We start from the raw sequence: 25,116 nt of genomic DNA on the forward strand, positions 1-25,116 counted from the left end.
AAAACTCAGAACTTTAGTTCTGAGTTTTTTTATTTGTTTCTAGTATTATCCATAAGATATACTAATATCGCTACAGGTAATGATAATAAAACTATAAATCTTGCTAGATTATTATGTAAATTTTTAAAAAATACAGCGTTACTATGAAACGTAAATCTTGAATAATGTACACCTGTTTTTAAAAAAGCCATAGGATTATATTTAAAATAGTCTATACAATCATTAAGAATACTGGTGTGCCAAATTGCGGATGCTTTAGCAAATTTTTTAATGGGAGCTGTTGTATAGCTATCTTCTCCTGGAATGTATATTCTTAATGTTTTATTTATAAATCTAGTTTTATATTTTCTTGAAATTTTACTCCAAATTACTGCTTCAGGATAAAGTTTTAAATCTTTAGGTTCGGGGAAAGGAAATTCTTTTAAAACATCAGTTTTTTGAAACCCCCATTTTTCTCCATTAACGTTATGAATATATTTTAACTCAATAGAATCGGAATCAAAAATGTCTTGGGGGTATTTTTGGCCTACCACTTTACCGTTTTCATCTTGACATAAAGCTGTAACAGCAGAAAAATTTTGTTTGTTTTCTATCGCTTGCCAAGTTTCATTAAAAATATATAGAGCCTCAGGAACACAACTATCATCACTATCTAAAGGTAGAAAAAGTTCGCCATTTGCTTCTGCAACACCAACATTAAAAGCTGTATGCTTACCTCCGTTACTTTTTTTTATATATCGAATTGGAAATTCTGCTTCAGTAATCCATTTATTAACTATATCTTCTGTATTATCTATAGAGCCATCATCTACAATTAACCACTCAAAATCTTTAAATGTTTGGTTTTTTAGGCTATCGTAAACACGATGGATTTTATTTGCTCTATTATAAGTAGCGGTAAAAACTGTAAAAGTATATTTACTCATTTTGCTTTAGTTGAAATTGTTTATCTGATTAAATTGGAAAAAATATAGTTAAAAATATTAGATTAAAATTACCTAAAAAGATAAGTTAACGGTTTTTCGATAACATGTTTAGTTTTTCCTTTAGATTGAAGCAAACAAGGATAATTATTAATGATCAACCTTATATAAGAAATACTTTTCGTTTTTATAAATTAAATTTAGGTGGTCTTTTTTGTGTTTATTTTCACTTAAGAAATAATCAATTCTATATTTTTTAGTCAACTGTTTTAAAGAATCACTATTCTTTAGAACGACCTCTTTAGCCTCAACGCGATAATACCATTCATGAATTTTACTTAAGTCTGCTGGAACAAATTTATGTAAAACAAACCTGCTGCGCTCCATTTTCCTAGTCATATCATAAGCTTCTATTGGGCTAAATATAATGGCTTGTTTTTCAGTATTCTCGTTAATGTATTGACATATTTCATCTAAAGGATTAGTTTTTAAATACTCAACAGATTTCTTCAATCTAGATAAAGTTAAAGGTAAAATAGATAAGAAAAGTAATAAAATCACAAAAAAGTAAACTTTATTATAGTGTTTTTTATTAATTGCATTAAATGCCCACCTTACTATTAACATTGTTAAAATAAATGTTGAAACTGTATTTATTCTGTAAGGGTAATATTTTAAAAAGGTTCCTGATTTATCAAAATACGAAAGCGGAATTATTAATAATGTGATAAATAAAGAAATTATTGCAAAATTATACAGAACATTTAATTCAAAACTTTGTTTTTTTTGTGTTTTTAAGGATATTAAAAATATTAAACCAAAAACAGCATACGTTACACCAAATAAGTGATTGTGAAGAAAATAGTCTAAAGATTTAAAAATTGCAGTATGGTGCGAGTTTCTGTAGTATGTATATATCCAATCAGAATTTGGTTTTAAATTAGGGTCTACATGCATTGAAGACAATAGGTAAATTACAAATGGTAAAATTGCTATAGTATATAAAAGCCCTTTAAGTACAATACTTTTTATATTTTTTATAGTAATTTTATCTAATGTAATCATGGTTAGAATAAGATAAAAAAACATATAAAAACCAACCAAAATATGAAAGTATGTAGCTATAATAAGAAATAAAATTGCTAAATAATTTTTTTTGTTTAAAACATTGTATAGAGCTAACAAGGCAAATAAGTAAGCAAACCCTTTAGCTTCTACACTTATTAGCATCCAAGAACCGCCAAAAAAGGATTGATTATCTATAAATAGAAATACTAAATGAACTGCTATACATAAATTAGAACATTTTATTTTTTTATAAATATTGCTTAATACAAAGGCGTATAAAGTAATTAATATGAGTCTGAATAAAATTGTTACCGTTTCAAATGAAAAATAATTTAGAAAAAAACCAACTATATATTGATATAATATTCTTGCACCAGAGGATTCTGAAAATATAAACGAATCTTTAATCCATTCGGGGTTAACAAAAGCTTTGGCTAATTGTAAATAATTTTCTTCATTATCATTAGGTATAAAACCTAAATAATAAATAGATAGAATTATTATTATTACATGCCAAGATTTTATTCTTTCTATAAAACTATTAAAGTCTAGATTTTGTAAATAAATATTGAGATTATTTATTAATAAATGTGCTTTCATAATTTAAAAAATAATTTAGTTGATTATAAAGTTTATTTTTAAATTAATTCTTCTATAATAAATCTAGGACGTTTTTTAGTTTCTTTATATATTTTGCCTATATATTCGCCTAAAACGCCCATACTAAGCAATTGTATACCACTAATAAAGTATATAGGAAGTGTGATAGATGTCCAACCAGGAACTGTGTCTTTAAAAAAGTATGAGTACAAGGAGTAAAATGCAAGCAAAATACTTATAAAAAAAACCAACATCCCCAACCTTGTAACTAATCGTAAAGGCTTTATGCTAAAAGAAGTAATGCCTTCCCAAGCAAAGGCTAACATTTTTTTGAATGGGTATTTAGATTCTCCAGCTGTTCGCTCTAAGCGACTATAGTATACATTAGTAGATTTAAAACCAATTAACGGAAACATACCCCTTAAAAACAAATTAACTTCATCAAATTTAAAAAGGTTTTTAATGACATCATTACTCGCTAACCTAAAATCTGCGTGATTGTAAACAATTTCTACACCTAACCCTTTTATAAGTTTATAAAACATTAGTGCCGTATTCTTTTTTATAAAAGTATCTGTAGCCCTTTCATTTCTAACTCCGTAAACAATTTTATTCCCTTCTTGATATTTTAATATCATGTCCTTAATTACATTTATGTCATCTTGAAGGTCAACATCTATAGAAATAAGACAATCGGTTTCTAGATATGCTACTTCTAAACCAGCTAAAACAGCATTTTGATGCCCGAAATTTCTAGACAACTTCACACCTTTTATGTTATTGTGCTTTTCAGACAGACTATTAATTATGTTCCATGTTTCATCTTTACTTCCGTCATCAATAAACAATAGGTAACTAGAGCCTGTTATAATTTGATCTTGTTTTAATGAATCTAGCAACCCTAATAGTTTTCCAGATGAATAGTTTAAAATTTCTTCTTCGTTATAACAAGGTAAGATAATAGCAACTTTTGTTTGCTTCTTGTTTGGGCTATTTGTTTTTTTTTCTATCATTTTGTAGGGGGTTTAATTGTAAATCATTATAAATGTGATAAATAGTAAAATACAATAGTAAGAAACATAATACGAAAATTAAAAACAAATGTAATAACAAAAGGTTTTTATGATTTAACAAGTACAGCTTTTTCGACAACATGCTTGGTTTTCTCTGTATTTAAATTTAATCATGTATTTAACCGATTTTAATCACTCTTTTAGCGAAATAACTTTATTCTCCTCTGGTTGCATTAAAACAATTATTAAATTTACACCGTAAACAAAATTGAATTGATTAGTAGCACATTAATTTAATTATTTAAAAGATTAAAAAATATTTTATTAAACTCTCATTTATAATTTATTAACACTTAGAGTGTATTTTGGATTATTAATATTTTAAATCTTTTATTATATAAATTAAATTTAATTATTAATAGAAATTAGTTTTGTTTAATGTATAAGAAGAGGGAATCATTTAAATTTTATTTATGCTCATATAAACGTAGCTTAATTGTTACGCATGTTAACTTATACCAAAAACTAACCAAGAATTATAATTTTTAATGTTGACTAAAACAAAAATATATTTATCATCACCTCATATGGGTGGGGCAGAGCAAAAGTTTGTTAATGAAGCGTTTCATACAAATTGGATAGCGCCTTTGGGACCTAATGTTAATGGTTTTGAGGAGGATATAAAAAAGTATTTAGGACAAAACAAACAAGTTGCTGCTTTAAGTTCTGGTACAGCATCAATTCATTTAGCGCTTCAATTATTAAATGTTTCTAAAGGAGACGAAGTATTGTGCCAGAGTTTTACATTTTCTGCTTCAGCAAATCCAATTTTATATCAAGGAGCTACACCTATATTTATAGATAGTGAGTCTGAAACATGGAATATGTCTCCTGAATTATTGGAAATTGCAATTAAAGATAGAATTGAAAAGTATAAAAAACCTAAAGCCATAATTGCTGTTCATTTATACGGAATGCCTTATAAAGCTGAAGATATTAATGCAATTGCAAACAAATATAGTATTCCAGTTATTGAAGATAGTGCAGAAGCCTTAGGGAGTACATATTTTAATCAAAAATGTGGTACACTTTCAGATATGGGTATTATATCATTTAATGGTAATAAAATAATAACCACATCTGGTGGAGGGGCTTTGGTTGTAAACTCAGAAGAGTTAAAGCAAAAAGCTGTTTTTTTATCGACTCAAGCAAGAGATGATGCACCACATTATGAGCATTCGTCTATAGGTTTTAACTATAGAATGAGCAATGTTTTAGCAGGTATTGGTAGGGGGCAAATGGAAGTGATTGATGATAGAGTGAAAGCTAGAAGACAAAATTTTGAATTTTACCAAAAGCACTTGGCTAAATATAAAGAAATCACCTTCTTACAAGAGCCTAAAGGTTTGTTTTCAAACAGATGGATAACTTGTATTAAAACAGATTCTTACGAATTAAGAGAAAAAATTAGATTAGAACTACTTAAAGATAATATAGAGTCCAGACCATTATGGAAGCCAATGCATATGCAGCCTATTTTTAAAGATTATCTGCATTTTACAAACGGAGTTTCAGAAAGGCTATTTGACACAGGATTGTGTTTACCTAGCGGGTCTGATTTAACTAAGGATGATTTAACAAGAATTCTTGAAAACATTATTAATACCCTCAAATTATGATAAATAACTACTTTGCCTATTACTCTCAAAAGTATGCATCTAAATGGCTTGTTTTAGCTATTGATTTAGCTTTAATATTATCAGCCTTTTTTTTAGCATATTTTATAAGGTTTAATTTTACTTTAAATTTTGATCTAAACCAGTTTTTCGTTGAAGTTCCATTTGTGTTAATGGTTTCAATTGTAAGTTTTTTAATTATTGGTTCTTTTAAAAGCGTTATACGACATACAGGTTTTACCGATGTTGTAAATGTTTTTAAATCAATATGTTTATTTGCATTTATATGTAGTGCTTTTGTTTTGACAAATAGGATTACGAATATTATTCCTGGATTTACAATTCCAGGCTCAATAATTGTAATTCATGCTTTAATAAGTTTTGTTGTTTTAAGTGCAAGCAGATTGCTTTTTAAAATGACTTATAAGTATTTAAAATGTAAGTTACTATTAAAGAAACGAGTATTGATATATGGCACAAAAGATTCGGCTATAATAACATATAATGCGTTATTAAGTAACGAGAATACAAGTTATAACATTTTAGCATTTGTTGATAATACTATTGATAAAAACGGAAAACATATTAATGGTGTGCCAGTTTTATCATTTAAGAATTTGAATGAAACTTATGTGACTTCAAATAATATTGATGAAATTATTGTTGTAAATAATACTGATACAAATAAACTATTGAAGTTAGTTGATAATTTATCAAAATCTGAAGTAAAAATAACAAAAGTTCCTCCAATAGAACAGTGGATAAATGGAGAGTTAAGTACTAAGCAAATTAAGCAGGTACAAATTGAAGATTTATTAGGAAGACCACCAATTGAAATAGACAACCCTAATTTATTAAATGAATTTAGAGGAGAAACAATACTTGTCACAGGAGCTGCTGGGTCTATTGGAAGTGAGTTAGTTAAGCAATTATCAAATTTTGATGTTAAACATTTAATACTTGTTGATCAAGCAGAGTCTGCATTATATGATGTTCAACAAGACTTAAAACGTGATAAAAAGCATAATTATACAGCTATCGTTGCTGATATTAGAGACGGATTGAGAATTGATTCTATTTTTCAAACTCATAAACCAACAATGGTTTTTCATGCCGCCGCTTATAAACATGTTCCATTAATGGAGAAGTCGCCTTATGAAGCTATTAAAATAAATGTAAACGGAACAAAATTATTGGCCGACACATCCTCACGTTATAATGTTAAAAAATTCGTTTTTGTTTCAACAGATAAAGCAGTAAACCCAACTAGTGTTATGGGAGCTACAAAACGAATGGCTGAGATGTATATAAGTTGTTTACAAAAAGAAAGTAAAACAAAGTTTATTACAACACGCTTTGGTAATGTTTTAGGATCTAATGGTTCAGTAATACCTTTATTTAAAAAACAAATTGAAGCAGGTAGCCCTTTAACCTTAACTCATAAAGATATAACTCGTTTTTTCATGACAATACCTGAAGCCTCTCAACTAGTTCTTGAGGCTGGTACCATGGGGAAAGGAGGAGAAATATTTATATTCGATATGGGTGAGTCTGTAAAAATTTACGACCTAGCTAAAAATATGATTAAACTTTCTGGATTAAGATACCCTGAGGATATTGATATTAAAATTACAGGTTTAAGACCAGGAGAAAAATTATATGAAGAATTATTAGCTAACGGTGAAAACACATTATCAACTTATCATAAAAAAATATTGATAAGTAAAACAAGAGAATTGGATTATGTAAATGTAAAGTCTGAAATAGAAGCACTTTGTATTACAAACCGTTTTCAAAACAATAATATTGTAATGAAAATGAAAAGTTTAATACCTGAGTATAAATCAAATAACTCTGAATACGAAAAATTTGATACTCGAGTTAAAGTATATAAAAAAGCTAAAGGCCTAAGTCGTTCTAACTCAAAAGAATCTAAAGTTTTTAAATCTGTTCGATAAAATTCATTTAAATTCTCGTATTTTACCCCCAAATTTATTTAAAATGAAATTTAATTGTTATAAATTTAAGTTTACACTTGTTTTCATAATTCAACTCTTTTTATTTTCATCTTGTGTAAGTAAAAAAGAAGTTGTATACTTTCAAAATGCAAAAGACTTTGAAACCATTGTCGATACAGATACATTCACACCCAAATTTAAAGTAAATGATATTGTTAGTATATTTGTTTCTACATTTGATTTAGAAGCTGTAAAACCTTTCAATTTATTTATCGAAGGCTCTGGTAACTCTGGACAGCCTCAATTAATTCAATATTTAATTGATATAGAAGGTAATATTGACTATCCTGTATTAGGCAAAATTAAATTGTTAGGATTATCTGTTCAAGAAGCTCAAGAATTATTTAAAGAAAAATTATCTGTCTACTTAAAAGATCCGATAATTAATATTAGAATTTTAAACTTTAGAGTTTCCATAGTTGGCGAGGTTCAAAGACCTGGAAGGTATGATGTTTCTGGTGAGCGAATAACCATTCTAGAAGCTATAGCATTGGCAGGAGATTTAACTATTAAAGGCAAACGTGAAAATGTAATGGTTATAAGAGACTTTAATGGTACAAAAACCTATACTAGAATAAATTTAACTAATAAAGAATTGTTTAATTCGCCTGTTTATTATTTAACTCAGAATGATATTGTTTATGTAGAGCCTAATAACTCAGCAAGAAGTAGTGCTTCTGGAGATACTAGAATAGGCACTATAATTAGTATTTCATCTTTTTTAATTACAACAGCTTTAATATTTGTAACGAGAAGGTAGAAGTTTATGGAAAACAACAACAAAAATATTCTTTCTAGTAATCAAGACGAAATTGATATAAAAAAGATAATTTTATCTTATCTAAAACATTGGAAATGGTTTGTATTAAGCTGTATCGTGTTTTTTACTTTAGCCTTTTTTCAACTTAGATATGCTATACCGCAATATAATGCTTACGCCAAAATAATGTTGGTTGAAGATAGTGGTGTTTCTAATCCTGCAGAATTATTGCTTAAAGATTTAGGACAGTTTTCAAATTCAGAGAGTAAAAAAATTGAAGATGAAATTCAAATTTTAAAATCTAGAAAGTTGATGAAAGGAGTTGTAGATAGTTTAGATTTAAATTTACAATTTTTTGTTAAAGGTAGGTTTCATGATACTCAATATTTCCCTAATGATACTTCGCCTGTTCAAATAACATTCGATAATGCTGAAAATAAAATACACGAGTCTAGTTTTACTTTTAGTGTACTAATTACTTCTGCAACAAGTTTTGAGTTTATTTACACTCCAAAATCTTCTGAAGAAGAAGTAATAAAAAAACATTCTTTCGGAAAAGAGTTTTCAACTCCAATTGGCCCTATAACGTTAACACCAGATATTAAAAAAATAGATAACTTAGTAGGACAAACTATTTATGTTAAAATAAGGCCTCTTGAAAGTTTAGCAGAACATTACAAAAACAAAATAAGTATTTCTCAAACATCAGAACTTTCTAAGGTAATAAATTTATCTTTAACTGATGCTGTAGCAAATAAGGCTAAAGCTATAATTAACACTTTAATAAATCATTATAATTTTACATCAATTGAAGCGAAAAACTTAAAATCTAATAATACAGCTGATTTTATAAATAAGAGAATTGATTTAATTGCAACCGATTTATCTAAGGCAGATGACAAAATACAACAATTTAAAACTGGCAATAAGTTAACTGATATTACGTCTGAAGCTGATTTGTATCTAAATGCGAGTACTCAAACAGAACAAAGTTTAGCGTCAAGCAAGACACAATATAGCATGATCAATTTTATGAAAAGCCAAATTAGCGATAATTCACTAACTCGTATACCTAGTAATGTTGGGTTAGCTGATGGCTCTGTAAATACTATGGCTTCAAAATATAATGAATTATTAGACCGCCGAGACAAACTTTTAAAAAGTTCGAACGAAAAAAACCCAATTATAGTAAATTTAGATCAACAATTACATAGCTTGAAGAGTAGCTTGAAACAAAGTTTAGATAATTCTGCTGAAGCCGTAGGTCTACAAATTAGAAGTTTAGAAAATCAATCAGCAAAAATTAGTTCTAAAATATATGCTGTACCTGGTCAAGTTAGAGAGTCAAGAGATATACAAAGAGAACAGGGTATTAAAGAATCTCTATATCTATATCTTTTGCAAAAAAGAGAAGAAGCAACAATTTCTTTAATTTCTACTTCACCAAATGCTAAGATTATTGACGAGGCACATACAAATTATTCTCCAGTATCTCCAAATAGAAAAATAACTTTTTTGGCATCAATAATTATTGGTTTGTGTATACCTTTTGGAATTATTTTTATATCTCAATTATTAGATAATAAAATACATAACAAAGAAGATTTAGAAAAAATCACCAAAGGTATCATGGTTTTAGGTGAAATACCTAGAGTTGATAATAGTAATAAAACATTAATAGAAAGTAACGATAGGTCTATATTATCTGAATCTTTTAGAATAATAAGGACTAATTTCGATTTTATAAAGCGTAGTAGAAATAATCAGAGGCATAATAATATTATTTTTATTACTTCTACAATTAACGGAGAAGGTAAATCGTTTTTTAGTTTAAATATGGCACTAACTGTTGCTAATACAGGAAAAAAAGTGCTACTTATTGGAGCAGATGTAAGAAATCCTCAAATTTACTCAGCATTTAATCAGAAAAAAAACAACAATATTAATAAAACCTCAAAAATAGGGTTAACTGAATATTTAGCTGATAATTCCATTAGTATTTCTGAAACTATTAATAATTATAAAATTAACAACATAAATATAGATATATTACTTTCAGGTAAAGTACCACCAAATCCTGCAGAATTGTTAATGAGTGATAGAATGAAAAACTTATTTACTTCTGTTGAAAAAGATTATGATTACGTAATTGTTGATACTGCCCCATCAATGCTTGTTACGGATACATTACTGATTAGTCAATATGCTGGGCATACTATATATATAACAAGGGCAGACCACACAGAAAAGAAAATACTAAATTTTGCAAAAGAATTACATGCAGAAAACAAGCTAAATAACATGATGCTTGTTGTAAATGATGTAAAACAATCTAATTTTGGTTACGGAGCTAGATATGGTTATTATGGAGCACCAGAGAAAAAGAGTTTTTTTAAAAAATTAAAAAAAGGCTAAAAAATAAAGAAAGAAAAACAGATTGTAATTTTCTTTCTTTATTTTTTATTTAGAATAAAACTCAAAGGCATCAATAATAATAGCATTGCTAACCAAACAATCTATTTTACATTTCCCAATAGCCTCTAAAAGCACAAAATTTATATTACCATGGTTGTTTTTCTTGTCGTACTTAAGCAATTCAATAATAGATGGGTAGTCGCTAGGTTCTATTAATACTTTATCATAGTAACTTAGCAACAAATTTTTAATGCTTAAAGTAGTAGCCTTAGGAAAGCCAACCAATTCTGTTGAAATGTAACTAGCTAAAATCATACCTATAACTATGGCTTCACCATGTAATAATGTTTTTTTATTAGGGTTGCTTAGATAGTAAGATTCTATAGCGTGCCCTAGGGTGTGTCCAAAATTTAAAGTTTTACGAATACCATCCTCAAAAGGGTCTTCATCAACTACATTTCGTTTTATAATCACAGATTCGTGTATTAGCTCATCTAAATCATCAAGAGAAAGTTTAGATAAATCTTGAAACTTATTCCAGTAATTCTCACCTGTAATAAGCCCATGTTTAAGCATTTCTGCCAACCCAGAACGCATTTGCGATTTAGGTAAAGTATCTAGAAACGTGGTGTCAATCAATACTAAATCAGGACTACTTATTACTCCAATTTGGTTTTTTAAATGCCCTAAATCTACTCCTGTTTTACCACCTACAGAAGCATCAACCATAGAAAGTAGGGTAGTAGGCACATTTATGTATGCAATACCACGTTTAAAAGTACAAGCTACAAAACCTCCTAAATCTGTTATAACACCACCGCCAATATTAATCATTAAACTTTTTCTGTCGGCATCAAGCTCAGAAAGTGTATTCCAAACCCCAACACAGGTATCTATAGTTTTATTAATTTCACCAGATTCTATCTCTATAATTTCAATAGTAATATTGGTCTCTATATTTTTTAAAAAGTTTGGCAAACAAAATTTATGCGTATTCTCATCAACTAAAATAAAGATTTTAGAAAAATTATTCTCTTTAATGTGTTGGTTTACTGAGTTATAGCATTTCTCATTAAAATGTATCAAACTATTATTTGCCTTAATAGATTCCATAAAATAGAAGTTGTTTTTTAAGGTTGTGAAATTAAGGAGTTTTTATATAAAATGATAACTTAGCTATAATTATATTTGCGCAAATTTTTTATTAATATGAATACAGATTTAATTTTTGATAACACAGAGGTTGCATTTTCGTTAAAAACAGACTCTGAACTGGAAAGAGCTTATTTTCTATTTAAAATGATTTCAATTGAACCTTTAGTACGTATTGGAACCGCTGCAACAAATTTTGCCATTAAAGCGCATTTACCAATTGAGGGTTTAATTAGATCTACCGTGTTCGATCACTTTTGTGGTGGTGTTAATGAAGATGATTGCTTGTCTGTAATTCATAAAATGCATAAAAAGGGGGTAAGTTCTGTTTTAGATTATTCTGTAGAAGGAAAAGAAAGTGAAAAAGAGTTTGATTCTGCAAAAGATAAAGTTTTAAAAATTATCGATTTTGCCAAAGAAGTAAATGCTATTCCTATTGCTGTTTTTAAACCAACGGGATTTGGGCGTTTTGCTCTTTATGAAAAAATAGGAAAAAATGAAGCTTTATCTGAAACAGAAAATGAAGAATGGAATAACGTAGTTAATAGGTTTGATGAAGTTTGTAAAAAAGCTAAAGAAAATGATGTTGCAGTATTAATTGATGGAGAAGAAAGTTGGATGCAAGATGCGGCCGATGCTTTAGTTACAAAAATGATGCAAAAGTATAATACAGAAAAACCTGTTGTTTATAATACTTTGCAAATGTACAGACACGATAGATTAGCATTTTTAAAAGAAGAACATAAAAAAGCTAAAGAGGCAAATTATTTTTTAGGCTATAAATTGGTTCGAGGTGCTTATATGGAAAAAGAAAATGATAGGGCTCAAGAAAAAGGCTACGAATCTCCTATTTGTAAAAGTAAAGCCTTAACCGACGAGAATTTTAATAAAGGCTTACATTATATAGTTGATAATTTAGATATTATGTCTCTATTTGCTGGTACACATAATGAAGATAGTTCGTATCTATTAATGCAATTAATGAAAGAAAAAGGCTTGCTTAATAACGATCCTAGAGTTTGGTTTGGTCAACTTTATGGCATGAGCGACCATATAAGTTTTAATTTAGCAGATAAAGGTTATAATGTTGCTAAATATATTCCCTTTGGTCCAGTAAAAGATGTTATGCCTTATTTAATAAGAAGAGCAGAAGAAAACACCTCGGTAGCAGGGCAAACCGGTAGAGAATTAGCATTACTTTCTAGAGAGAAGAAGCGTAGAAAACAAAAATAATTAGTGTAAATTTTTAATCGTTAATTACTTTTATAATTGTAAGGCCAATAAGTTTTAAATCAAAAAGGAAACTTTGTCGCTTTATATATTCTTTATTATATTTTAATTTGTCTGGAATTATTGTTTTAATAAAATACTCTTCAGGGTTTTTGGCTGCTTTTAAAAGTTCTACTTCATTTCTATATTTTAATGATGCTAAGCCAGTAATTCCAGGTCTTACCTGTAATATCTTTAAATCGTCTTCATTATAAAAATTAACATAATAACGAAGTTCTGGTCTTGGGCCAACAAAACTCATATCACCTTTAAATATATTAATAAGTTGAGGGAATTCGTCAATTTTATAGCGTCTTAAAAAATAGCCTATTTTAGTTACTCTTGCATCATTATTTCCTAGAGTTAAAAGTCCTTTTTTGTTAGATTCCACTTTCATGGTTCTAAATTTATAAATATTAAAATCGCTATTGTTTTTGCCAACCCTACTTTGAATAAATAATACAGAGCCTTTCGAATCTAATTTTATTAAAATAGAAATGATTAAACAAACAGGAAAAATTAAGATTATTCCAATTAAAGATAAAATAACGTCGAATAGTCGTTTTATCATATTATTATTTATGAATAATTAAACGTTGCAAAGTTGCAATGCTATCGCAGTTTTTAACGGTAAGACTAACATTATTTTTATTTAAAACACTCTCAATTGTATAAACACCACAGGGTTCTTGCCTTGGGTAACTTTTAGCAAAGTTAATGTCTCCTTTTTTTAAAATATTAGTTAAATCAGAAGAGTCTATAATGTTATTATTTAGATAGTTTGAAATGTTTTCACTATAAATAATTTTTTTCGAGTTAATATTTTTTATAACTCTAGATTCTGGACCATAACTGCACGACGTTTTTTTTCCATTTAAAAAAAAAGCCAAAATAACTAATCCCATAGAAAAACCACCTAGATAATAACCAATACGCTGAATAAGTTTCATTAAAAATATTTAGTGTTTATAAAAACTGTTGCAAATTAAAATATTAGCAAATTTACATCGCTATACTTTAAATCGAACCATTCTGCAACAGGTTTACTTGTTAAAATACCGTGGTAAAAGTACAATCCATTTTTTAAACCTTTGTCAAATCTTAAAGAATTTTCTATACCACCATCTTCGGCAATTTTTAGCAGGTAAGGAGTAAATATATTACTTAACGAAACTGTAGCTGTTCTAGGGTATCTTGCAGGAATATTTGGCACACAATAATGCACCACATTATGCTTTATATAAGTAGGATGTTTATGCGACGTAACATCGCTAGTTTCAAAACACCCACCCATATCTATACTAACATCAATAATTATAGCACCTTTTTTCATAGACTGTACTAAATTTTCAGTAACTACAATTGGCGCTCGGTTAGTTCCTCTAACAGCACCAATAACAACATCGCATCGTTTTAATGCCTTGAGTAAGTTTTTAGGTTGAATTGTAGAGGTAAAAAGAGGCCGACCCAATTGCGATTGTATGCGTCTTAATTTAGTAATAGAATTATCGAAAACTTTTACTCCTGCACCTAACCCTAAAGCACTTCTTGCAGCAAATTCGCCAACTGTACCCGCACCCAAAATTACAATTTCTATTGGAGGTACACCACTTATATTACCAAACATTAAACCGTTTCCGTTTTTAGTATCAGATAGTAATTCTGACGCAATTAAAACTGAAGCTGTTCCAGCTATTTCGCTAAGCGATCTAACAGCAGGATAACTACCGTCTGTATCTCTAATAAACTCAAAAGCTAAGGCTGTAATTCTTTTTGAAGCTAAGGCTTCAAAATACTTTTTTTCTTGCGTTTTTAATTGTAGAGCAGAAATTATAATGGTTTGCGGATTCAATAATTTAATTTGATCTAGAGTAGGAGGTTCTACCTTTAAAATCATAGGGCATGAAAAAACTTTTGCTGTGTCTTTAGTAATTTCAGCCCCAGCTTCACTATAGTCTTTATCACTAAAATTGGCTCCGTTGCCTGCTCCAGATTCTATTAAAACTCTATGCCCATTACTTACTAAGGCATATACAGCATCTGGGGTTAAACAAACACGCTTTTCTTGAAACGCAGTTTCTTTAGGAATTCCTATAAAAAGTTCTCCTTTTTTCTTAAAAACCTCTAGTGTTTCTTCTTGGGGGATAAGTTGTTGCTTAGTAAAAGGAGAAAGTAATTGTTTAGACATGGTTAGTTCGATTATTAAAATTCAAATTACAAATAATATTTTTAATTATTATAAAAATTTAACAACTCAAATTTCACGGTAGGAAAAAACATCAAATTACATGCGGTATAACCCCAAAAAACATTTAATTAAAAATTCTAAATTTGTAACATAAATTGCTACATGACTACAAAATATTTTATCTGCCTATTTTCTCTTTTATCTAGTTTAATGTTTTCTCAAGAATTTAATATTTCTGGAAAAATAATTGATGCTAACAAAACTCCAATTGCTTATGCCAATGTTGTTATATATAATTCCGATTCTACTGTTTTAAAGGGAGTTATTACAAATGAATCTGGTATTTTTGAAATTAACCATATTGTTAATGGTAATTATACGTTAAAAATAAGTTTTCTTGGATTCGAGAATTATTTACAAGAAGTTAAACTAAATGAAGATATAAGTTTAGGAGATATTATACTTAAAGAAAATATTGAAGAACTTGACGGAGTAAAAATAATTGCAAAAAGGCCTACGGTAAATCGTATGGTTGATAGGTTAGTTTTTAATGTAGAAAATTCTACACTTTCAAACAATAACGTTTTAGATGTTTTAAAACATACACCGGGTGTTTTAGTTAATAATGGAGAAATAACTATAAAACAATCTGTACCAACTATTTATATTAATGACAGGAGAGTGCATTTATCTTCAAGCGAAATACAACAATTGTTAGAAGGCACTTCTGCTACTAATATAAAATCTATAGAAGTTATTACCAGTCCTCCTGCTAAATACGAAGCCGAAGGCGGATCTGTTTTAAATATAATAACTACAAAAAATATAATAGCTGGCTATAATGGTAGTGTTTTTGGAAATTATAAACAAGGTAGCGAATACCCAAAATATTCGGCTGGAACAAGTCATTTTTTTAAAACTAAAAAATTAAATAGCTATATAAATTATAGTATTAGCCCTAGGAAAGACTATAGAGATAATGATGAGTTTGTTAATTTCATAGATAATAACCAAGTATCATCTAGTTGGGAAACAGACTTTAAACGAACACGAGAAACGGCTAACCAAAATATAAATGCTAATTTTGACTATCAATTTAACGATAATAATAGCTTAGGGTTTTCAACAAATATGCTTATTGCTCCTAGAAAAAAAACTCAAACACACGTTAACTCAACAACAGATGTTTTTAGTAGTAATAAAACTTTAGACTCTACTTTTATAACAAAAAATAAGTTGGTTGATGAAACTTTTAATTTTGCTTTTACTTTAGATTATTTACACAAATTTAAAAAAGCAGGCGAAAAACTATCTATAAGCACGCATTATACAACTTACGATTTTTCAAGCTTTCAAAATGTTGATACAGACTATTTATTTCCTGACAAATCGTTAATACGAAATAATAAATTCCAAACATTTTCTAGTCAAGTAATTAAACTTTATACAGGGCAATTGGATTATGAATTACCTTTAAATGATAATTCGGCAGTATTTGAAACAGGATTTAAAATATCTAACATAAATTCTGAAAGTGTATTAAATCAGTTTAATTTTGAAAATGATGCCTTTGAGAAAGACGCCTTAAATTCGGATACTTTTTTATACGATGAAACCAATTATGCAGCATACCTAAGCTATTCTCAAGACTGGAATTCGTGGAGTTTAAAATTAGGTTTAAGGACAGAATTAACAGATATTAAAGGAAACTCAATATCTACCAACACAAAAAACGATTCAAAATATGAAAAGTTTTTTCCGTCATTCTATGTTTTACATACTTTAAATGATAAAAACGAAATTTATTTTAATTATAACAAACGTATTTTTAGACCCAGATATAATCAATTAAATCCTTTTAAATACTTTTTAAACGATAATGCTTACTTAACTGGAGACCCTAATTTAAAACCTCAAATTGATGATGTGTTTACATTAGGTTACACATTTAATCAAAAATATACTTTCGAAGCTTATTATCGTTATGAAAATACTCCTGCAATAGAGATCGTATTTCAAGATAATGAGAGTAACTTGTTAAAAATTATAAACTCAAACATAGATAGAAGTATATCTTATGGTTTAGATTTTACAACCTACACACCTGTTGTTAATAATTGGAATTTATATGTGTTATCATCAATATTTTATTATGATAATCAATTTTTTGCCTTAGAAAGTAATAACGAGCTTTTTAACACAGAGCAATGGAGCTTGTATGCGCAAATAATTAATTATTTTTCGTTTTTAAAAGATAAAAGTTTAACAGCCGATGTATCTTATTTGTATATTTCGTCGGTTGCCGACGGCACATCGAATGTTAGTGAACGTTCTAGTTTTGATATTAACTTAAGAAAAACCTTATGGAATAATAGGGCTTCAATTAGTATAGGAATAATAGATATGTTTAATAATCAGAACTTTAATCAAGAAACGAAATATTTAAATCAAGATATTTTACTTAAATCTGGATTAGAAAATAGGTTACTTACTTTTGGTTTTAATTATAAGTTTGGTAATTTTAGATTACATACCAATAAAAAGGAAATTGAAAATAACGAACGGAATCGATTAAATTAAAATTAATTAAAAATACTCTTTTATTTTCCCCCAAATACCTTTTGGGCTCATTTTGAATTCTTCTTCAAGTTCTTCTAACGATTTCTCAGCATCATTTATTTTATTAAAAATTCTAGCCCTTATTAAGTATATAGATGGAATAACTATAGCCATTACAGGAATCATATATATTAATTGAAACTTATCTAATTCTTGATCTTGAAAAAACAAATCAAATATTTGGAAAATATACATGATTATAGGAACCAACAAAGAGTGAACCCACCAGTGTCTATTTGTGAAGAACCATATTAGCAATAATAATAAAGGGATTAATTTACTTGTGAAAATCCACATTACTAAATTGGCATTTTTCCAACTTTTACTATCATAAACAAATAAAATAGCGTCCCAGATTTGTGTCTCCGGAACGCTATCATGTATTGAATATAGATATGGTGTTAAAGCTATTAAAGTAGCTAAAATTGACCCCAATACTAATCCATTTCTCTTAGTAGCTTCTTGGCTTTTTGAATGGTTTTCTTTCGATTTTTGATGTTTGTTCTGCATCTAAGTTATACTGTGTTGCAGCTGATGCCATAAATAACATGCCTCCGAAAATTGCTATTGCAATTAAGTACTTTTTAGTCTTCATTTTTTAAGGGATTTTTAATTAATTAATACTCCAAAAATATGTAAAGACTATCTTGAAGTTTATCGTTAAATGTTAAAATTATGTTAAAAACAATGATTTTTAAAATTTTCGATGTGGGTTTCCCGTAAAACTTCAAAACTAAGAGGGGAAAAGGTTGTTTTTATGCCATAAGCTATTTGGTTACAGGGTTATTTAAGGGTTATATAAACTTAAAATTCGGTTATTATTATCATCTAATTTTATTTTAATAACATCAAAATTATCATATAGCATAGGTTCAATTATTTCTGGCCATTCAATTAAGTTCCAGTAATTGGAATCTAAATAATCTTCAATTCCAAAATTATATGCTTCATCGATGTCATTAATTCTATATAAATCAAAATGAAAAATTTTTTCATTTAATAATTTATATTCATTAACTATTGAAAATGTTGGACTGCTAACGTCGTCTTTGCTTCCTAAAATTTTTACAATGGTTTTAATAAGTGTGGTCTTTCCAACTCCCATATTACCATAAAATAGTAATGTTTTAGATTTAGCATTTTTTATAATTTGTTTTGCAACTTGCTCAACCTCATTAATTTTGTAACAAATTTCCAATTTTCAATAAAATTTATATACAAGTATAAGTATAATAGTTTGAAAAACCTAATAAATAGTGTATTTCGTCGGATGTTTTTTGCATTTAATAGATTATTTAGGATTAAACACAGCAAAAGGAATTATCATTTCTTCTAAAGATACGCCTCCATGTTGGTAGGTGTTTCTGTAATAACTAACATAATGGTTGTAATTGTTTGGGTAAGCAAAAAACAAGTCGCTTTTTGCGAATATATAAGAACTACTCATGTTTATTGCAGGTAAGTGCAGTTCCTTCGGGTTTTTGCTTTCTAAAACATCTTTTTGTTCGTAGGTTAAACTACGCCCTGTTTTATATCGAAGGTTTAAACTAGTGTCTCTGTCTCCAATAACTTTAGATGGTTTTTTAACATTTATAGTACCGTGGTCTGTAGTTAATATTAGTTTAAATCCTAAATGCTGCGCTTGTTGAATCATTTCTAATAATGGAGAGTTTTTAAACCAACTTAATGTTAACGACCTGTATGCTTTATCGTTTGATGCCAACTCTTTAACAACTTCCATTTCTGTTTTAGAATGCGAAAGCATGTCTACAAAATTATATACAATTACAGATAAATCGTTGTTTTTTAAAGACTTAAAGTTATCGGCTAATTTTTTGCCATTTTTTAAATTGGTAATTTTATGGTACTCATAATTTAAATGAGTTAGGCCTAATCGTTTTAATTGAGTTTCTAAAAAATCGGCTTCGTGCATGTTTTTCCCTCCTTCATCGGTATCATTTTTCCAATATTGAGGAAATAACTTTTCCATATCGCTAGGCATTAGCCCAGAAAATATAGCATTTCTTGCATATTGAGTGGCTGTAGGCAATATGCTATAAAAGGCTTCTTCTTTATCTTTTTTAAAATAATTGTTTATTATGGGCTCAAAAACTTTCCATTGGTCGTATCGTAAATTATCAATTACTACAAGTACTGTTGGTTGTTCTTTACTAATTTCAGGAACTATTTTTTCCTTAAAAAGCGTATGCGACATTACAGGTGCATCAACATGAGGTTTAAACCAATTGGCATAATTTTTTTCAATAAATTTTCCAAACTGTATGTTAGCTTCGTTTTTTTGAGACTCTAATATTTCAAACATTCCTACATCTTCAATATCTTCTAATTGTATTTCCCAGTAAATTAATTTTTGGTAAAGGCTAGCCCATTCTTCATAGCTATTAACCATAGATAAATCCATGGCTATTTTTCTAAACTCTTGTTGGTAGTTTGATGTGGTTTTTTCTGAAACTAATCTAGAATGATCTAAATTCTTTTTTAAACTTAATAGAATTTGATTTGGATTAACAGGTTTAATTAAATAATCGGCTATTTTGTTTCCAATAGCTTCTTCCATAATATATTCTTCTTCACTTTTTGTTATCATAACAATAGGAAGGTTGTCCTTTTTTTCTTTAATTTCGTTTAAAGTTTCAAGACCCGTAAGTCCTGGCATATTTTCATCTAAAAATACAATATCAAAATTTTCTTCATCTAAAATATCAATAGCTTCAGTACCGCTATTGCAGGTTGTAACTTCGTAGTTTTTTTTCTTAAGAAATAATATATGAGGTTTTAGTAAATCAATTTCATCATCAACCCAAAGTATTTTTATCATATTGTTATAATTATTTATATTATTAAAACGTTTTCTTTTAAATGCCCATTATGGGCTTATATTTGTATTTTAATGTAAAAAAATAAAGTTTGAACAAACTTAAAATATTAAACGACCCAATTTACGGATTTATTACAATTCCAAATTCGTTAATATTCGATTTAATCCAGCACAAAAGCTTTCAGCGATTACGCAGAATTACCCAAATGGGCATGTCTTATTTGGTATACCCCGGAGCGCATCACACAAGATTTCATCACGCTATAGGCTGTGTGCATTTAATGCAACAAGCAGTTAATGTGCTTCGTTTTAAAGGAGTTACCATATCTGAAGAAGAAGAAACAGGGCTTTACGCAGCTATACTTTTGCATGATATTGGCCATGGTCCTTTTTCTCATGCTATGGAACATAGCATAGTAAATAACGTGTCGCATGAAGAAATATCGTTACTTTTTATGGAGCGTTTAAATGAAGAATTTAACGGAAGTTTAACGCTTGCCATTCAAATTTTTAAGGGTGAATACTCAAGAAAATTTATGTGTCAGTTAATTTCTGGGCAGTTAGATATGGATAGAGCCGATTATTTAAAACGCGATAGTTTTTATACCGGTGTTGCAGAAGGCAATATAAATAGCGAGCGTTTAATTACTATGTTAAATGTAGTTGATGATAAATTGGTTATTGAGGAAAAAGGTATATATAGTGTAGAAAAATTTATTATAGCCAGACGTTTAATGTATTGGCAAGTGTATTTACATAAAACAAGTTTAGTTGCCGAGCAATTACTTATAAGAGTGCTAAAACGCGCAAAAGAATTACATGATTTAGGACGTAACTTACAAGCTAGCAAAGCCTTAATGTATTTTTTAAATAATAAAATTACTATTACTAATTTTAATGATGAAACACTACAAGTTTTTTCTCAACTAGACGATTATGATATTGTATCTGCAATGAAACAATGGCAATACCACGACGATTTTGTTTTAAGCAATTTATGCGAAATGATAATTAACAGAAACTTGCTTAAAATTAAATTAAAGAACAAAAAAATTAAAGAAAACAATTTAAAAAAACATATAGAAGCCCTTGTAAACGACTATAATATTTCTGAAGACGAAGCAAAATATTTTGTGTTTCAAGGAAGCATATCAAACCAAGCCTACCAACTAAATACAAAAAGTATAAACATACTGCACAAATCTGGAAAAATTGAAGATATTGTAAAAGCCTCAGATCAATTAAACCTTAAAGCGCTTTCAAAACCAGTTACTAAATATTATATATGTTACCCAAAGGTTAAACTTTAGTACATTTTTCCTATTTTTGCGTCAATCAAACAAAAAACAATCTCAAACCACAAAGTGTGAAATTTACAGCACAACAAATAGCAGGAATATTAGAAGGCGATGTAGTAGGTAATCCTGATATTGAAGTATCTAAATTAGCTAAAATAGAAGAAGGCTTTAAAGGCGCTTTAACCTTTTTAGCAAACCCTAAGTATACTTCACATATATATACTACAAAAGCATCAATAACCATTGTTAACAAAACTTTCGAGCCAGAACACAGCCTAAATACTACATTAATAAAAGTAGACGATGCATATTTAGCGTTTTCAAAAATTTTAGAATATTATAACTCGGTAAAGCTTAATAAAACAGGTATTGAACAGCCTTCTTTCATGGCAGAATCATCAAAATATGGTGATAATGTTTATATAGGAGCATTTAGTTATATTGGCGAAAATGTTGTACTAGGAGAAAACGTAAAAGTTTTTCCAAATACATATATAGGAGACAATGTAATAATTAATGATAATTCAATTGTTTTTTCAGGAGCAAAAATATATTCTGAAACTATAATAGGCAAAAACTGTGTTATTAGTGCTGGTGCTATTTTAGGAGCCGACGGGTTTGGTTTTGCACCAAATGAAGACGGAAGCTACAGTAAAATTCCGCAAACAGGAAACGTAATAATAGAAGATTTTGTTGATGTTGGCGCAGCAACCACTATTGATAGAGCCACTTTAGGCTCGACAATTATTCGATCTGGAGTTAAACTCGATAATCAAATTCAAATTGCTCATAATGTAGAAATTGGTAACAATACCGTAATTGCAGCTCAAACGGGTATAGCAGGCTCATCAAAAATAGGTAGTAATTGCCAAATTGGAGGCCAAGTAGGTATTGCAGGACATATAACTATTGGTAATAATGTAAAAATCCAAGCGCAATCTGGAATAAGCCGTCATGTAAAAGACAATGAAATTTTACAAGGCTCTCCAGCTATAAAGTTAAGCGATTACAATAAAGCGTATGTTCATTTTAAAAACCTGCCAAGTATTGTAAAAAATATAAATGATTTAGAAAAAATAAATGGGAATAGTTAATACTGAAATTAAACAAAAAACTATTAAAGAAGCCGTTTCTTTAACAGGAGTTGGGTTACATACCGGTAAAGATGTTACTTTAACTTTTAAGCCAAGCATAGCTAATTCAGGATTTTCTTTTAAAAGAGTAGATTTAGAAGGCGAACCTGTTATCGAAGCAGATGCTAACTATGTTACTAATACACAGCGTGGTACTTGTTTAGAAAAAAATGGGGTAACCATTCAAACATCAGAGCATGTTTTGGCTGCTCTAGTTGGGTTAGATATTGATAACGCTATTATAGAACTTAATGCTTCAGAACCGCCTATTATGGACGGCTCTTCTAAGTTTTTTGTTGAAGCTATAGAAAAAGCAGGTATTGTAGAGCTTGATGCGTTTAGAGAAGAGTTTGTTATCACAGATATTGTATCGTATGTTGATGAAGAAACAGGAAGCGAAATTCTTGTAATGCCTTCTAAAGAATATCAAATTACAACAATGGTCGATTTTGGCACCAAAGTTTTAGGTACACAAAATGCAACCTTAAATCAAATTTCAGACTTTAAAAAAGACATTTCAGACTCTCGTACATTTAGCTTTTTACATGAAATAGAAATGCTGTTAGAACATGGTTTAATTAAAGGAGGCGACCTAAATAATGCTATAGTTTATGTAGATAAAGCCTTGTCTCCAGAAACAATGGAGAAGCTTAAGGTAGCATTTAAAAAAGACTCTATTGCTGTAAAACCAAATGGTATTTTAGACAACTTAACATTACATCATCCTAATGAAGCTGCAAGGCATAAACTACTAGACGTTTTAGGAGATTTAGCTCTAATTAAAACAAGAATTAGAGGAAAGGTAATAGCAAATAAACCAGGTCATTTTGTAAACACACAATTTGCAAAAAAACTATCAAAAATAATTAAAAACGAGCGCCGTAATAATGTTCCAAATATAGATTTGAATAAACCACCATTAATGGATGTTGTTCAAATCATGGATATGTTACCGCACAGACAGCCGTTTTTACTAATAGATAAAGTGTTCGAACTTACAGAAAATCATGTAATAGCCACTAAAAATGTGACTATGAATGAAGAATTCTTCAAAGGGCATTTTCCAGGTGCACCAGTAATGCCAGGAGTTTTAATTATTGAAGCTATGGCACAAACTGGAGGTGTTTTAGTTTTAAACACAGTTCCGGATCCAGAAAATTATTTAACATTTTTCATGAAAATGGATAATGTTAAATTTAAACAAAAAGTTAGCCCTGGAGACACCTTAATTTTTAACTGTTCACTAATAACACCTATTCGACGCGGAATTTGCCATATGCAAGGCTACGCATACTCAAACGGTAAATTATGTGCAGAAGCCGAATTAATGGCTCAAATTTCAAAAGTAAAATAAACATGAACCAACCTTTAGCTTACGTACATCCCGGAGCAAAAATTGCAAAAAATGTAGTTATCGAGCCATTTGCAACCATCCATAACAATGTAAAAATTGGAGAAGGCACATGGATTGGCAGTAACGTTACAATAATGGAAGGCGCTAGAATTGGTAAAAATTGCAATATTTTTCCAGGTTCGGTTATTTCAGCAGTTCCTCAAGATTTAAAATATAATGATGAGGATACAACTGTAGAAATAGGCGATAACGTAACCATTAGAGAATGTGTAACCATTAATAGAGGTACAACAGACAGAATGAAAACCGTTGTAGGCGATAATTGCTTAATTATGGCATATTGCCACATTGCACACGATTGTGTAGTTGGAAACAACTGTATTTTTTCAAACAATAGTACGTTGGCAGGCCATATAACTATTGGCGATTATGTTGTATTAGCTGGTATGACAGCTGTGCATCAATTTGTATCTGTTGGTAATCATGCCTTTGTTACAGGAGGATCGTTAGTAAGAAAAGATGTACCTCCATATGTAAAAGCTGCTAGAGAGCCTTTATCGTATGTTGGAATAAATTCTGTAGGTTTAAGACGAAGAGGTTTTACAACCGAAAAAATAAGAGAAATTCAAGATATTTTTAGAATATTATATCAAAAAAATTATAACAACACACAAGCTGCAGAAATTATTGAAGCAGAAATGGAAGCCACTCCAGAACGCGACGAAATTCTTCAGTTTATTAAAAATTCACATCGAGGTATCATGAAAGGGTACTTCAAATCAAATTAATTA

General features: G+C 29.0%; 21 protein-coding genes. 10 read left to right on the plus strand and 11 right to left on the minus strand.

Annotated elements, in window-relative coordinates:
• Positions 1–29 precede the first annotated feature (29 nt).
• From ACNG5D_RS07825 to ACNG5D_RS07835, 3 genes are all read right to left on the minus strand, one after another.
• Entirely contained in the window at positions 30–926 is an 897-nt protein-coding gene (locus tag ACNG5D_RS07825; protein WP_418182942.1) for a glycosyltransferase family 2 protein, read from the minus strand.
• A 147-nt stretch (positions 927–1,073) separates the two neighbouring features.
• Entirely contained in the window at positions 1,074–2,591 is a 1,518-nt protein-coding gene (locus ACNG5D_RS07830) for an O-antigen ligase family protein (RefSeq protein ID WP_418182943.1), read from the minus strand.
• 38 nt (positions 2,592–2,629) lie between these two features.
• Positions 2,630–3,604 (minus strand): glycosyltransferase family 2 protein, encoded by a 975-nt coding sequence (locus ACNG5D_RS07835; protein WP_418182944.1) that lies wholly within the window; start codon positions 3,602–3,604, stop codon positions 2,630–2,632.
• 548 nt (positions 3,605–4,152) lie between these two features.
• Here ACNG5D_RS07835 and ACNG5D_RS07840 point away from each other — a divergent pair.
• The 4 genes from ACNG5D_RS07840 to ACNG5D_RS07855 are packed head-to-tail and all read left to right on the plus strand — an operon-like array spanning position 4,153 to position 10,473.
• Positions 4,153–5,283: a DegT/DnrJ/EryC1/StrS family aminotransferase gene (locus tag ACNG5D_RS07840; RefSeq protein ID WP_418182945.1), complete on the plus strand. Its 1,131-nt coding sequence runs from the start codon at positions 4,153–4,155 to the stop codon at positions 5,281–5,283.
• Positions 5,280–7,238 carry a polysaccharide biosynthesis protein gene (locus ACNG5D_RS07845; RefSeq protein ID WP_418182946.1) on the plus strand — a complete coding sequence of 653 codons (1,959 nt, stop codon included), beginning with the start codon at positions 5,280–5,282 and terminating at the stop codon, positions 7,236–7,238. The genes ACNG5D_RS07840 and ACNG5D_RS07845 overlap by 4 nt, the downstream gene beginning before the upstream one ends.
• A gap of 43 nt (positions 7,239–7,281) precedes the next feature.
• Complete coding sequence (locus tag ACNG5D_RS07850; protein ID WP_418182947.1) at positions 7,282–8,058, plus strand: polysaccharide biosynthesis/export family protein; 777 nt, start codon at positions 7,282–7,284, stop codon at positions 8,056–8,058.
• Between the two features lie 6 nt (positions 8,059–8,064).
• Positions 8,065–10,473, plus strand: a complete 2,409-nt coding sequence (locus ACNG5D_RS07855; RefSeq protein WP_418182948.1) for a GumC family protein — start codon at positions 8,065–8,067, stop codon at positions 10,471–10,473.
• A 45-nt stretch (positions 10,474–10,518) separates the two neighbouring features.
• On the opposite strand, the gene aroB is transcribed toward ACNG5D_RS07855, so the two are convergent.
• Positions 10,519–11,586 carry a 3-dehydroquinate synthase gene (gene aroB, locus ACNG5D_RS07860; protein WP_418182949.1) on the minus strand — a complete coding sequence of 356 codons (1,068 nt, stop codon included), beginning with the start codon at positions 11,584–11,586 and terminating at the stop codon, positions 10,519–10,521.
• A gap of 96 nt (positions 11,587–11,682) precedes the next feature.
• Between aroB and ACNG5D_RS07865 the strand changes: the two genes are divergently transcribed.
• Entirely contained in the window at positions 11,683–12,858 is a 1,176-nt protein-coding gene (locus ACNG5D_RS07865; RefSeq protein ID WP_418182950.1) for a proline dehydrogenase family protein, read from the plus strand.
• A gap of 13 nt (positions 12,859–12,871) precedes the next feature.
• Here the strand turns inward: ACNG5D_RS07865 and ACNG5D_RS07870 are convergent, their stop codons facing one another.
• From ACNG5D_RS07870 to ACNG5D_RS07880, 3 genes are read right to left on the minus strand one after another with little or no spacing between them, the layout of a single operon-like run.
• Positions 12,872–13,465, minus strand: a complete 594-nt coding sequence (locus ACNG5D_RS07870) for a sugar transferase (protein ID WP_418182951.1) — start codon at positions 13,463–13,465, stop codon at positions 12,872–12,874.
• Between the two features lie 4 nt (positions 13,466–13,469).
• Positions 13,470–13,844, minus strand: coding sequence for a hypothetical protein (locus ACNG5D_RS07875; RefSeq protein ID WP_418182952.1), 375 nt, complete (start codon positions 13,842–13,844; stop codon positions 13,470–13,472).
• A gap of 35 nt (positions 13,845–13,879) precedes the next feature.
• Entirely contained in the window at positions 13,880–15,082 is a 1,203-nt protein-coding gene (locus ACNG5D_RS07880; RefSeq protein ID WP_418182953.1) for an alanine dehydrogenase, read from the minus strand.
• Positions 15,083–15,244: 162 nt separating this feature from the next.
• Here ACNG5D_RS07880 and ACNG5D_RS07885 point away from each other — a divergent pair, with 162 nt between their 5' ends.
• A complete protein-coding gene (locus ACNG5D_RS07885; protein WP_418182954.1) occupies positions 15,245–17,662 on the plus strand; it encodes a TonB-dependent receptor domain-containing protein in 2,418 nt (805 codons plus the stop codon).
• A 6-nt stretch (positions 17,663–17,668) separates the two neighbouring features.
• Here ACNG5D_RS07885 and ACNG5D_RS07890 read toward each other — a convergent pair whose 3' ends face one another.
• From ACNG5D_RS07890 to porX, 4 genes are all read right to left on the minus strand, one after another.
• A complete protein-coding gene (locus ACNG5D_RS07890) occupies positions 17,669–17,896 on the minus strand; it encodes a hypothetical protein (RefSeq protein ID WP_418182955.1) in 228 nt (75 codons plus the stop codon).
• A 256-nt stretch (positions 17,897–18,152) separates the two neighbouring features.
• Positions 18,153–18,296, minus strand: coding sequence for a hypothetical protein (locus ACNG5D_RS07895; protein ID WP_418182956.1), 144 nt, complete (start codon positions 18,294–18,296; stop codon positions 18,153–18,155).
• Between the two features lie 192 nt (positions 18,297–18,488).
• Entirely contained in the window at positions 18,489–18,899 is a 411-nt protein-coding gene (gene tsaE, locus ACNG5D_RS07900) for a tRNA (adenosine(37)-N6)-threonylcarbamoyltransferase complex ATPase subunit type 1 TsaE (RefSeq protein ID WP_418182957.1), read from the minus strand.
• A 93-nt stretch (positions 18,900–18,992) separates the two neighbouring features.
• Complete coding sequence (gene porX / locus ACNG5D_RS07905; RefSeq protein WP_418182958.1) at positions 18,993–20,540, minus strand: T9SS response regulator signal transducer PorX; 1,548 nt, start codon at positions 20,538–20,540, stop codon at positions 18,993–18,995.
• An 89-nt stretch (positions 20,541–20,629) separates the two neighbouring features.
• Here porX and ACNG5D_RS07910 point away from each other — a divergent pair, with 89 nt between their 5' ends.
• From ACNG5D_RS07910 to lpxA, 4 genes are read left to right on the plus strand one after another with little or no spacing between them, the layout of a single operon-like run.
• The gene (locus ACNG5D_RS07910; RefSeq protein WP_418182959.1) at positions 20,630–21,850 is read left to right on the plus strand and encodes an HD domain-containing protein; all 1,221 of its coding nucleotides are present in this window, start codon (positions 20,630–20,632) and stop codon (positions 21,848–21,850) included.
• Positions 21,851–21,906: 56 nt separating this feature from the next.
• Positions 21,907–22,932 carry a UDP-3-O-(3-hydroxymyristoyl)glucosamine N-acyltransferase gene (gene lpxD, locus ACNG5D_RS07915; protein WP_418182960.1) on the plus strand — a complete coding sequence of 342 codons (1,026 nt, stop codon included), beginning with the start codon at positions 21,907–21,909 and terminating at the stop codon, positions 22,930–22,932.
• Positions 22,919–24,325 (plus strand): bifunctional UDP-3-O-[3-hydroxymyristoyl] N-acetylglucosamine deacetylase/3-hydroxyacyl-ACP dehydratase, encoded by a 1,407-nt coding sequence (locus ACNG5D_RS07920; protein ID WP_418182961.1) that lies wholly within the window; start codon positions 22,919–22,921, stop codon positions 24,323–24,325. Before lpxD ends, ACNG5D_RS07920 begins: the two co-directional genes overlap by 14 nt.
• Positions 24,326–24,327: 2 nt before the next feature.
• Positions 24,328–25,113: an acyl-ACP--UDP-N-acetylglucosamine O-acyltransferase gene (lpxA, locus tag ACNG5D_RS07925; protein WP_418182962.1), complete on the plus strand. Its 786-nt coding sequence runs from the start codon at positions 24,328–24,330 to the stop codon at positions 25,111–25,113.
• The last annotated feature ends 3 nt before the right edge of the window (positions 25,114–25,116 follow it).

Origin of the sequence: Algibacter ulvanivorans (assembly GCF_048381495.1) — a bacterium.
Taxonomy (GTDB): domain Bacteria; phylum Bacteroidota; class Bacteroidia; order Flavobacteriales; family Flavobacteriaceae; genus Algibacter_B; species Algibacter_B ulvanivorans.